Below are 12,188 nucleotides of genomic sequence, written 5' to 3' on the forward strand. Positions count from 1 at the left end.
ATTCCGCATTTTCACCATTGCAAAGCACGTCAAATAGTGCCAGCATAAATCATAACGAATCACCATGTGATTACTTTTGATTAAACCAGGAGTTAAAACGATGAGTAAAGTGAAAACCATTACCCGTGAATCATGGATTCTGAGCACCTTTCCGGAGTGGGGTAGCTGGCTGAACGAAGAGATCGAGCAGGAACAGGTTGCTCCTGGCACGTTTGCAATGTGGTGGCTGGGCTGCACCGGTATCTGGCTGAAATCTGAAGGCGGCGCCAATATCTGCGTCGATTTCTGGTGCGGCACCGGCAAACAGAGCCACGGTAACCCGCTGATGAAAAAAGGCCACCAGATGCAGCGTATGGCCGGCGTGGAAAAGCTCCAGCCGAACCTGCGCACCACGCCGTTTGTGCTTGATCCTTTTGCCATTCGCCAGATCGATGCCGTGCTTTCTACTCACGATCACAACGACCATATCGACGTGAACGTGGCGGCAGCGGTGATGCAAAACTGCGCGGACGACGTACCGTTTATCGGGCCGCAAACCTGCGTAGATCTCTGGATTGGCTGGGGCGTGCCTAAAGAGCGCTGCATCGTGATGAAGCCTGGCGACGTGGTGAAAATTAAAGACATTGAAATCCACGCGCTGGATGCCTTTGACCGTACCGCGCTGATTACCCTGCCGGCCGACCAGAAGGCTGCTGGGGTACTGCCAGACGGCATGGACGAACGTGCGGTGAATTACCTGTTCAAGACGCCGGGCGGCTCCCTGTATCACAGCGGTGATTCCCACTACTCTAACTATTACGCGAAGCACGGCAACGAATATCAGATTGACGTGGCGCTGGGCTCGTACGGGGAAAACCCGCGCGGTATTACGGACAAAATGACCAGCGCCGATATGCTGCGCATGGCGGAAGCGCTCAACACCAAAGTAGTGATCCCGTTCCACCACGATATCTGGTCAAACTTCCAGGCCGATCCGCAAGAGATCCGCGTGCTGTGGGAGATGAAAAAAGACCGCCTGAAGTACGGCTTCAAGCCCTTTATCTGGCAGGTAGGCGGCAAGTTCACCTGGCCGCTGGACAAAGACAATCTCGAGTATCACTACCCGCGCGGCTTCGATGATTGCTTCACCATTGAGCCGGATCTCCCGTTTAAATCCTTCCTCTGATTGTGAGGCCACATCGCCAGACCCTGTGTCTGGCGATTTCATATTTATTTTAGTAATTTCACGCTATTTCAAATATCATCTTTTCAAATCAATTCTTATCGGAATAGCTCATGACGGAAGCGCAACGGCATCAAATTTTACTGGAACTCCTGGCGCAAACAGGGTTTATCACCGTCGAGAAAGTGATCGAACGTTTAGGGATCTCCCCCGCCACCGCGCGGCGAGACATCAACAAGCTGGATGAGAGCGGCAAGTTGAAAAAAGTCCGCAACGGCGCAGAAGCCATCAGCCAGCAGCGTCCACGCTGGTCGCCGATGAATATTCATCAGGCGCAGAATCACGATGAAAAAGTACGGATTGCCAGAGCGGCGTCGCAGCTGGTGAACCCCGGTGAGAGCGTCGTTATCAACTGCGGCTCCACGGCGTTTTTGCTGGGCCGTGAAATGTGCGGCAAGCCGGTGCAAATCATTACCAACTATTTGCCGCTGGCTAACTACCTGATCGATCAGGAACATGAAAGCGTGGTGATCATGGGCGGCCAGTACAACAAAAGCCAGTCCATCACGCTCAGCCCGCAGGACAGCGAAAACAGTCTCTACGCCGGGCACTGGATGTTTACCAGCGGCAAAGGCCTGACCGCTGACGGCCTGTATAAAACCGATATGCTGACCGCGATGGCGGAACAAAACATGCTCAACGTGGTGGGCAAGCTCGTTGTGCTGGTCGACAGCAGCAAAGTCGGTGAACGCGCAGGCATGCTGTTCAGCCGCGCAGAACAGATCGACATGGTGATCACCGGCAAAGGGGCGAACCCCGAGATCCTCCAGAAGCTGGAAGATCAAGGAGTGAAAGTCCTGCGCGTTTAAAGATGCTTGCGGAAAAACGCCACCGTGGCGTCCAGCGCCGCTGGCGTGATGCGGTGGCGGACGCCTGATTCCCACAAACAGGTCAGATTAGCGTCCAGTCCTTCATTCTTTAACGCCTGCTGCAGGCGGAAGGTTCCATCGGGCGGGACAACATCGTCCGCATCACCGTGCCATAGCAGCAGCGGGCGATCGGCCAGGCGCGGCAATGCCCGGGTCACTTCCCACTCTGCCAGCATCGGCGTAATTTCCGTTAAATCCTGAGGGGGGAAAAGCGTCTTCGCCAGCGAGGTAAAATAGCCCGAGCCCATCAGACAGGCAACAGACCGCACGTCAGGATGATGCGTCATAATTCCCAGCGCCGTCATGCCGCCCATCGACGCCCCGGCCACCGCTAGCCGATTATCGGCCACCAGCCCTGCCTCATAGAGCGCATCGCGCAACCCGGCAAACTCGGTCAGGCTGCCGTGCAGAATGTGCCAGAACTGCCCCAGTCGCGCCCGCTCATTGCCCGTAAAGCGCGCGCCGTGGTCAGGCGCATCCGGCATTACCACGCGAAAACCCGCCTGAGCCAGCGCCACTGCAAAATAACTGTAAACCAGTTTCGATGAGGTAAACCCATGATAAAAAACCACAACAGGCAGCGATTTATCACGTTTCCCTGCCGGCACAGCGTGTAAAATTTCATGGTCGCCGAGATGGCGTATTTCAATTTCAATCATTGTCGACCCTGTACGAATGAATGATTCATAATGTTGAGAACTGGATTACGGTTTGACGCTATTTTCATTCGAAAATTACGTCCCAGATAACACTTCGGGAACATTCCCCCAAAACTAAATTCGCAGACAACTACACTATGGCTAACAGGAAACGAGATATGGTTATGCACAGGTTTGCTGCTTTATTGCTGGTGTTTCTGCTCAGCGGCTGTAGCGCACTGCAGGGTACACCGCAACCCGCTCCCCCGGTTGCCGATCATCCGCAGGAGATTCGTCGTAATCAGACGGAAGGATTACAGCGAATGGGCACCGTCTCCGCGCTCGTTCGCGGTTCGCCGGATGACGCAGAAGACGCAATAAAGGCACAAGCAGTCGCTGCCAAAGCAGATTATTACGTCATTATTATGATCGACGAAACCATCATAACGGGACAGTGGTATTCACAAGCCATTTTGTACCGGAAATAATGGTTTACCTTTGAACGACATTTACACTGCTTTGCGTCCATAGACATTTTCCTGTCCACAATAAACTCCATGCCAGCGACAAGGAATGGGAGTTTATTCGCGAAGGATTGCCCGGCGGATACCGGAAATATGTGAAATGGAGCTGACGATGAAACGAACTCTTGCTTTGACCTCTCTGTTGCTCTCTGCAGGCCTGGTGAGCACCACCGCGCAGTCAGCAGAATTCGCCAGTGCGGATTGCGTAACAGGTCTGAATGAAATAGGCCAGATCTCCGTCAATAACATTCCGGGGAGCCCGCAAGACGTTGAACGTATCGTGGCATTAAAGGCCGATGAACAGGGCGCGTCATGGTATCGCATCATCCAGATGCAGGAAGATAACCATATCGACCAGTGGCGGGTACAGGCCATTCTCTACGTATAAATCCTTCCTGATAAAAGCCACTTATTTTTAGTGGCTTTTCGTTTTTGCAAATTTTTTATCTAATTTAAAACCATTCTAAAACAATAAAATAACATTTTGTTACATTAATTCAGTAAACGTAATCTCCGCTCTGCCGTTGAAGAACCATACCTTTTCAATGATGAGCAATTTATGATCAATGTTTTCCGCCGTGCGGGCCTTGGAACAAAGCTGTCGCTGCTGACGGGCGTCAGTGTCGCCACGCTGTTTCTGCTTTTCACTTTCCTGCTCAGCCAAAAAGCCAGCCAGCAGCTTGAAGCCCTCGCGGTAGAAGATCTGCATAATCAGTCCACCGGTATGGTCGACATGGTGCAGATGTTTAATACCAGCCTGAGCGAAGAAGTCGAAAGCTACACCAGACTGTTTACGACATTTCTGCCTCAGCCGTTTAGCGTCGATACTCAGCAGACCCGGACCATAAACGGGCTCGCCGTTCCCCTGCTGAAAGGGGGCGACGCTGAACTCCATGAAAATACAACGTTTTCTGATGATTTCCTGAGCCGTACGGGAGCGATCTCAACGCTGTTTGTTCGCAGCGGTAACGACTTCATTCGCGTTGCCACCTCCCTGCGCAAAGAGAATGGCGATCGCGCTATGGGAACGGTTCTGGACACGAGCAGCCCGGCGTTTGCCTCCGTCACGAAAGGCGAGGTGTACCGCGGCCTGGCGCTCCTGTTTGGCAAGCGCTACATAACCCAGTACCAGCCCGTGAAGAACAGTGAAGGTCAGGTTATCGGGATCATCTTCGTTGGGGTGGATATCACTCACTCCTGGAATGTCATGCGCGAGAAAATCCTCAACCGCCGCCTGGGCGAGAGCGGGCACTTCTTCGTGCTGGACCGCAGCAACGGCAAAACGCGCGGTCAGTATCTGTTCCACGCCAGCGAAGAGGGAAAACTGCCGAAGTGGGATAGCGCCACCCAACAGCAGCTGTTGAGCGATTCCTCAGGCACGCTGGAACGCGTAAGCGACGACGGTCGCACGCTGAAAATGGCCTATACGCCGCTGCCCGGCTGGAACTGGACCATCGTCGGTGAAGTGGATAAATCAGTCCTGCTCTCAAGCGTTAACGCTATGCGCGACCGTTTCCTGCTGGCCGGCGTAGCGTTGTCTGTCCTCTTCGCGGGCCTGTTTGTGGTGCTTATTCGCCGGATGCTGACCCGTCCGCTGCGTAACGTGATTGACCTTGCCCGCCAGTATGCCGCGGGCGATTTACGCTCCAGCCTGCCCGTGACCCGCCAGGATGAGGTTGGCCAGCTGGTTGAAGCCATTAACGGTATCGGTGATGGGCTACAAAAAATTGTCCTGCAGGTCCGCGAGGCCGCGGGCGAGATCCATCTGGGCACCAATGCGCTGGCCTCCGATACCGGAGACATCTCCGAGCAGATCAACAAGCAGGCCAGCAGCGTTGAAGAGACCTCCGCCAGCATGGAGCAACTGGCCGCGACCGTGCAGCAAAATGCCGCCAACATGGAGCAAACGCAGCAGCTGGTAGGTGAAACCTCGCGCGCGGTTCATCAGGGTGGTGAAACGGTGACCCATGCGGTTGCCACCATGGACGACATTCGCGAAGCGTCAAAACGTATCGAAGACATCACCCGCGTGATCGAGTCCATCGCGTTCCAGACTAATATTCTGGCGCTGAATGCGGCGGTAGAAGCGGCACGCGCAGGCGAGCATGGAAAAGGTTTTGCTGTGGTCGCGCAGGAAGTTCGCGCCCTGGCAGGTCGAAGCGCCAACGCGGTGAAGGAGATTGAACATCTGATTGGCGATACCCTGCGAAAAGTGGGCGAAGGCCACGCGCTGTCTGAACAGACGCGTCTGGCGATGGATTCCATCATCGTTCATATCGACAACATCAGCCAGCTGGTCACGGAGATTAACCACGCGTCACGCGAGCAGTCCGCGGGGATCGGCCAGGTCAATCTTGCCATGACCCACATTGGCGAAGCGTCGCATATCAATGCCGATCGCATCTCACGCAGCGAGCAAACCGCACGCACGCTGCGCGAGAAAGGGTCACACCTTACCCAACTGGTCAGCCTGTTCCAGCTTAAACGCTAGCCAACCCTGCCCGTGGCGCGCAGCAGCAGATCGCTTTGCACCTGCTCATTCATGAGCGTACCGCCACGGGTATCCAGCATCATGCGGCACCACGCCTGCGCCACGGGCGGCGATGCGTGCCGCAGCATCTGGCTGCCGGCCCCCAGCAAAAAGAGCTGCTGAGCTATCTCCCTCCCCTGCGCCTCCTGCGGTTTACGCAGCTTTTGCTGAAGCTGCCGCCAGCTGCGGTCAAAGTGTCTGTCCTGTCCTTTGACCTGAGCAAACTCGTCGGCAAGCAGGTCGTGGATACCTGACTGCTTCGCCAGCACACGCAGCACGTCCAGGCACATGATATTGCCCGATCCTTCCCAGATGCTGTTCACCGGCATCTCACGATACAGGCGTGGAAGTTCACTCTCCTCGCAGTACCCGACGCCACCGAGTGCCTCCATCGCCTCCGCCACGAACGGAATGCCCCCTTTGCACACGCTGAATTTTGCGGCCGGGGTAAAAAGCCGCGCCCAGGCGGCCTCCTGCGGGTCGGTGCGGTTATCCCACGCCCGGGCCAGACGGAACAGCAGCGCCGTGTGCCCCTCCAGCACCAGCGCCATACGGCTTAGCACTTCACGCATTAGCGGCTGATCGATAAGATTTTTGCCGAAGGTCTGACGCTGATGGGCGTGGTACAGCGCCACGGAAAGCGCCCGGCGCATTAGCCCGTGGCTGCCCAGCGCGCAGTCGAAGCGCGTCAGCCCGCCCATCTTCAGGATTTGCCGCACGCCTTCTCCCTCTTCACCCAGCAGCCAGCCAGAGGCATCGAGGAACTCCGCCTCGCTGCTGGCGTTCGAACGGTTGCCGAGCTTGTCTTTCAGACGTTCCAGCCGTACGGCGTTGCGCTGTCCGTCGGGTAAGAAACGCGGGACAAAGAAGCAGGACAAACCGCCTTTCGCCTGCGCCAGCACCAGATGCGCATCGCTCTGCGGCACGGAGAAAAACCACTTGTGGCCCACCAGACGGTAGCTGCCGTCGCTGCATTTTTCCGCTCTGGTGGTGTTGCTGAGCACGTCCGAGCCGCCCTGCTTTTCCGTCATTCCCATGCCGATCAGCAGGCCGCGCTTTTGCCCACCCGGCGCGAGATGGGGATCGTAACGGTCGCTCATCAGCGGCGTTAACCATTCATGAAACGGTTTGGGCAGCGACTGCTGCAACAGCGGCGTGGCGGCGAAGGTCATGGTCACCGGGCATAACGTCCCCGCTTCTACCTGAGCATGGAGCACGAAGCGCGCGGCCCTGGCGACGAAAGAACCTTTTCGTGCCTCTTCCTCCCATGCCAGATTATGTACCCGGTTAGCGCAGAGCCCCTGCATCAGCAGGTGCCATGCCGGATGAAAGCGGACGTCATCCAGCCGCTCTCCCGTGGGGTCGTAGCGTAATAGCTCCGGCGGATTCACGTTCGCCAGCCTGCCCAGCTCCAGCGACTCCGCCGTGCCTAACTGCTGTCCAATGCTGGCAAGAAGCTCCATATCCCACTCGGCACCCTCGCGCGCAACCGCGTCACGCAGGGCGCAGTCAGAGAGGAAAAGATTGCTGTTAGAGAGTGGGGCTGGTTGATTAAAAACGGTATGGGTCTGCCAGTGCATGCTGTCTCCCTCCTTCAGTGGCAATGAAGGTAAGTATGGACAGACCGTATGAACGCTGCATGGGAGTGAGGTCACACGATGGCGATCCCGCTGATATCATTCGTGAAATAGCTCACAGAACATAAGAATAAACTATTTCATTACTCAGCTTATGTTGAATAATTTATTCTTAACCCGTCTTTTTGAGGATCGTTATGCAACAGGATGCGCACAAGCGAGCATTAATTGCAGGCTCCATTGGTAACTTTATCGAGTGGTATGAGTTTGCGGTCTACGGTTTTCTGGCGACCGTGATTGCGAAGAACTTCTTCCAGCTTGAAGGAGAGGCGGGACTGACCAGTCTGATCCTCACCTGGGCCTCGTTTGCCATTGCCTTCTTCTTCCGTCCGCTGGGTGCGGTGGTATTTGGCCGCATTGGTGACAGGATAGGCCGAAAACCGACGCTGATTATTGTGCTGGTGCTAATGACGCTCGCCACCACGGCCATCGGCATCGTGCCCGTCTACGCCAGCATCGGCATTGCTGCACCGCTGATCGTTACGCTGCTGCGCATCCTGCAGGGTCTGTTCGCGGGCGGCGAGTACGGCGGTGCGGTCTCACTGATGACGGAGTTCGCCCCGCGTGGCAAGCGCGGTCTGTACGGCGCGTGGCAGTCCTTTACCGTGGCGCTCGGGCTGCTAGCAGGCGCAGGTATTGTCGCGCTGCTCTCTGCCCTCCTCACGCCTGAAGCCCTGCACGACTGGGGCTGGCGCATTCCTTTCTTCCTGGCGCTGCCGATGGGCGTGGTCGCGCTGTGGCTGCGGGTGAGCATGGAAGAGACGCCGAGCTTTGTGCAGCAGAAGGAAAAAGCGGTCATTGCTCAGGCCAGTACTTCCGCCACGCTCAAAACCATCCTGATGGGCATTGGCCGCGTGATGGTCTGGTCCGCGGCGGGGTATACCTACCTCGTGATCATGCCGACCTATCTGCAGTCTGCGCTGCACACCGGGTTTAATCAGGCGCTGCTGATAGCGGTGATTTCTAACATTGGGTTTGCGCTCACCATCATTCCGTCGGGAATGCTGAGCGACAGGATCGGGCGGCGAACGGTGATGATTATCGCCACCGTGCTCCTGCTGATCCTCGCCCTGCCGCTGCTGAAAATTTTGCAGGCGGAGTCCAGTACGATGGCGGTCAAAGCGATTGTGGTGCTGATTGCGGGCGGTCTGGTGGGCATGCTGGCGGGGCCGGGCCCGGCGATGCTGTCTGAGATGTTCCCGACGCGCGTGCGCTATACGGGACTGGGGCTGGCCTATTCGTTATCGAACGCGATTTTTTCGGGCTGTGCGGGGTTAATCATTACCGGGCTGATAAAGCAGACGGGCAACCTGGACATTCCGGCCTATTACGTGATGGCAACGGCGGTGGTGAGTATTTTCGCGCTGATGACGCTCAGGAAGGATGACCATTTACGGTCGTTAGAGGAATGAGATTGTTGCCCGGTGGCGCTGCGCTTACCGGGCCTACGGTACCATGCTTTTGTAGGCCGGGTAAGGCGAAGCCGCCACCCGGCACAACAGGCTACCCGCGCTGGCGCACCGCTTCAAACAGGCAGATACCCGTTGCAACGGAAACGTTCAGAGACGACACGCTGCCCGCCATCGGGATGCTGATCAGCTCGTCGCAGTGCTCGCGCGTCAGACGACGCATGCCTTCACCTTCCGCCCCCATCACCAGCGCCAGACGGCCGGTCATTTTGCTCTGATACAGAGTATGATCCGCTTCGCCCGCGGTACCGACGATCCAGATATTCTCTTCCTGCAGCAGACGCATGGTGCGCGCCAGGTTGGTCACGCGGATCAGCGGAACGTTTTCCGCCGCGCCGCAGGCCACTTTCTTCGCCGTCGCGTTCAGTTGGGCAGAGCGATCTTTCGGTACGATCACCGCGTGCACGCCCGCCGCATCCGCGCTGCGCAGGCACGCGCCGAGGTTATGTGGGTCGGTGACGCCATCCAGAATCAGGAAGAACGGGTTTTCCAGCGCGGCAATCAGATCCGGCAGATCGTTTTCCTGATACTGACGGCCCGGCTTCACGCGGGCAATGATCCCCTGGTGCACCGCGCCTTCGCTTTTCTCATCCAGGAACTGGCGGTTCGCCAGCTGGATCACCACGCCCTGCGCTTCCAGCGCGTGGATCAGCGGCATCAGACGTTTGTCTTCACGACCTTTCAGAATAAACACTTCCTGAAAACGCTCCGGTGCGCGCTCGAGAAGGGCCTGCACCGCGTGGATGCCGTAAATCATTTCACTCATTGATGGTTCTCGTAATAAATATTTCCCCTCTCCCGGTTGGGGAGAGGGTCAGGGTGAGGGGAGAATTACTCCGCCTGCTTTTTCTTGGCTGCGCGCTTCGCTTTTGTCGCGGCAGCGATTTTCTGCGTCTTCGCGGAAGGCTTTTTCGCTGAGCGAGCCTCTTTCTTCGCCGCCTTTGGCTTCTGTTTCTTCTCGCCGCGGAAGGCGCTGTCCGGCTCGAAGTTTACCTTTTTGCCCGCCTGGCGACGTTTACCGCTCGCTTTGCCGTTTCCGCCTTTTTTCGCCCTTTCACGCTCGGTTTTACCGACATTACGCGGCGCGCGCTCGCTGGAGATCAGGCTGAAGTCGATTTTACGGTCGTCCATATTCACGGCTTCGACCTTCACTTCCACGCGATCGCCCAGACGGTAGGTCTGGCCGCCTGATTCGCCAATCAGACGCTGGCCGACCTGGTCGAAGCGGTAGTAGTCGTTATCCAGGCTGGAGACGTGCACCAGACCGTCGATAAACAGCTCATCCAGACGAACGAAGAAACCAAAGCCGGTCACGCTGGCAATCACGCCCTTAAAGACGTTGCCCACCTGATCCAGCATAAAGTCACACTTCAGCCAGTCCGCCACGTCGCGCGTCGCTTCATCCGCACGGCGCTCGGTCATGGAACAGTGCTGACCCAGTTGCAGCACTTCGTCCATGGAGTAGTGATAGCCGCCGGTTTCGGTGGTGTTCCCTTTGTGGCCCTGCTCCTGCGCCAGCAGATACTTGATCGCACGGTGCAGAGAGAGGTCAGGATAACGACGGATCGGCGAGGTAAAGTGCGCGTAAGACTGCAGCGCCAGGCCGAAGTGCCCCCGGTTTTCCGGATCGTAAATCGCCTGCTTCATGGAGCGCAGCAGCATCGTCTGCAGCATTTCCGCGTCAGGACGATCGCTGATGGATTCCAGCAGTTCGGCGTAATCGCGTGGCTCAGGCTTGTTACCGCCCGGCAGCTCCAGGCCGAGCTCAGCCAGCACGGAGCGGAACGACGAAATGGCTTCCGTGGTCGGCTTATCGTGAATACGGAACAGCGCAGGTTCTTTGGCTTTCTCAACGAAGCGTGCCGCCGAGATATTCGCCAGAATCATACACTCCTCGATCAGCTTGTGCGCATCGTTACGCTGGGTCTGTTCGATACGCTCAATGCGGCGCTCGGCGTTGAAGATAAACTTCGCTTCTTCGCTCTCAAAGGAGATCCCGCCGCGCTCTTCGCGCGCCTGCTCCAGCGTTTTGTAGAGGTTATGCAGCTCTTCAATGTGTTTAACCAGCGGCGCGTACTGCTCGCGAAGGTCCTGGTCGCCCTGCAGCATATGCCAGACCTTGGTATAGGTCAGACGCGCGTGCGAGCTCATTACCGCTTCGTAGAATTTGTAGCCCGTTAAGCGCCCTTTGGTGGAGATGGTCATCTCACATACCATACAGAGACGGTCAACCTGCGGGTTCAGGGAGCACAGGCCGTTGGAGAGCACTTCCGGCAGCATCGGTACAACCTGCGACGGGAAGTAGACCGACGTACCACGGCTGCGCGCTTCGTTATCCAGCGGCGTGTGCGGACGAACGTAATAGCTTACATCAGCGATAGCAACCCACAGACGCCAGCCGCCGCCGCGTTTTTTCTCGCAGTACACGGCATCATCGAAGTCGCGGGCGTCTTCACCATCAATGGTGACCAGCGGCAGACTGCGGAGATCCACACGGCCCGCTTTGGACTCTTCCGGTACTTCTTCGCGCAGGTTTTCGATCTGCTCTTCGACCGCTTTCGGCCAGACGTACGGAATTTCATGGGTACGCAGCGCCATATCGACGGCCATGCCGGTGCCCATGTTATCGCCCAGCACTTCGACGATTTTACCGACCGCTTTGGTGCGACGGGTCGGACGTTGGGTGAGTTCAACCACCACCACAAAGCCCATACGCGCGCCCATCACCTCTTCAGGTGGGATCAGAATATCGAAGCTCAAACGGCTGTCGTCCGGCACCACGAAGCCTACGCCCGCATCGGTAAAGTAGCGGCCCACAATCTGGCTGGTTTTTGGCACCAGCACGCGAACCACGCGTGCTTCGCGGCGGCCTTTACGGTCTGCACCCAGCGGCTGCGCCAGGATCTGGTCGCCGTGGATGCACATTTTCATCTGTTCGGATGAGAGGTAAAGGTCGTCCTTACGGCCTTCCACGCGCAGGAAGCCAAAGCCATCGCGGTGACCAATGACGGTCCCTTTCAGCAGATCGAGGCGTTCCGGCAGCGCGTAGCACTGGCGGCGGGTAAAGACCAGTTGCCCGTCACGCTCCATCGCGCGCAGGCGGCGGCGAAGGGCTTCAATTTGCTCTTCACCTTCAATATTTAATTCAACGGCAAGTTCTTCACGATTGGCGGGTTTTTCGCGTTTTGTTAAGTGTTCAATGATGAACTCGCGGCTGGGGATAGGATTCGCGTATTTTTCGGCTTCGCGTTCCTGGAAAGGATCTTGTGACATGTCGGTTCCTCCGTTGTCAGCTCCGG

At 57.0% G+C, this 12,188-nt stretch carries 10 protein-coding genes; 6 read left to right on the top strand and 4 right to left on the bottom strand.

Translation table 11 applies throughout. From position 1 onward, the window contains the following. The first annotated feature begins 100 nt into the window (after window positions 1–100). Window positions 101–1,165, top strand: a complete 1,065-nt coding sequence (ulaG, locus tag APT89_RS21425; protein WP_045631264.1) for an L-ascorbate 6-phosphate lactonase — start codon at window positions 101–103, stop codon at window positions 1,163–1,165. Between the two features lie 110 nt (window positions 1,166–1,275). Further along, window positions 1,276–2,031: an HTH-type transcriptional regulator UlaR gene (gene ulaR / locus APT89_RS21430; protein ID WP_024907324.1), complete on the top strand. Its 756-nt coding sequence runs from the start codon at window positions 1,276–1,278 to the stop codon at window positions 2,029–2,031. Here the strand turns inward: ulaR and yjfP are convergent. After that, window positions 2,028–2,750: an esterase gene (gene yjfP / locus APT89_RS21435; protein ID WP_041911482.1), complete on the bottom strand. Its 723-nt coding sequence runs from the start codon at window positions 2,748–2,750 to the stop codon at window positions 2,028–2,030. The genes ulaR and yjfP overlap by 4 nt on opposite strands. Before the next feature lie 137 nt (window positions 2,751–2,887). Between yjfP and bsmA the strand changes: the two genes are divergently transcribed. The 3 genes from bsmA to APT89_RS21450 all read left to right on the top strand — a co-directional run bounded on the left by bsmA (window position 2,888) and on the right by APT89_RS21450 (window position 5,744). Next, window positions 2,888–3,217, top strand: a complete 330-nt coding sequence (gene bsmA, locus APT89_RS21440; protein WP_028015263.1) for a biofilm peroxide resistance protein BsmA — start codon at window positions 2,888–2,890, stop codon at window positions 3,215–3,217. A 136-nt stretch (window positions 3,218–3,353) separates the two neighbouring features. Continuing rightward, complete coding sequence (gene yjfN / locus APT89_RS21445; RefSeq protein ID WP_032644956.1) at window positions 3,354–3,641, top strand: DUF1471 family protease activator YjfN; 288 nt, start codon at window positions 3,354–3,356, stop codon at window positions 3,639–3,641. A gap of 171 nt (window positions 3,642–3,812) precedes the next feature. Then, the gene (locus APT89_RS21450) at window positions 3,813–5,744 is read left to right on the top strand and encodes a methyl-accepting chemotaxis protein (RefSeq protein WP_047364087.1); all 1,932 of its coding nucleotides are present in this window, start codon (window positions 3,813–3,815) and stop codon (window positions 5,742–5,744) included. On the opposite strand, the gene APT89_RS21455 is transcribed toward APT89_RS21450, so the two are convergent. Next, entirely contained in the window at window positions 5,741–7,363 is a 1,623-nt protein-coding gene (locus APT89_RS21455; RefSeq protein WP_060573527.1) for an isovaleryl-CoA dehydrogenase, read from the bottom strand. The genes APT89_RS21450 and APT89_RS21455 overlap by 4 nt on opposite strands. Before the next feature lie 194 nt (window positions 7,364–7,557). Here APT89_RS21455 and APT89_RS21460 point away from each other — a divergent pair, with 194 nt between their 5' ends. Beyond that, on the top strand, window positions 7,558–8,832 hold the full coding sequence (locus APT89_RS21460; protein WP_059354436.1) for an MFS transporter: 1,275 nt from the start codon (window positions 7,558–7,560) through the stop codon (window positions 8,830–8,832). Window positions 8,833–8,923: 91 nt separating this feature from the next. Here APT89_RS21460 and rlmB read toward each other — a convergent pair whose 3' ends face one another. Continuing rightward, entirely contained in the window at window positions 8,924–9,655 is a 732-nt protein-coding gene (rlmB, locus tag APT89_RS21465) for a 23S rRNA (guanosine(2251)-2'-O)-methyltransferase RlmB (protein WP_060573529.1), read from the bottom strand. A 65-nt stretch (window positions 9,656–9,720) separates the two neighbouring features. Next, window positions 9,721–12,162, bottom strand: coding sequence for a ribonuclease R (gene rnr, locus APT89_RS21470; protein WP_060573530.1), 2,442 nt, complete (start codon window positions 12,160–12,162; stop codon window positions 9,721–9,723). Window positions 12,163–12,188: the final 26 nt, after the last annotated feature.

The organism is Enterobacter sp. 50588862 (assembly GCF_001462935.1).
Classification (GTDB): domain Bacteria; phylum Pseudomonadota; class Gammaproteobacteria; order Enterobacterales; family Enterobacteriaceae; genus Enterobacter; species Enterobacter bugandensis.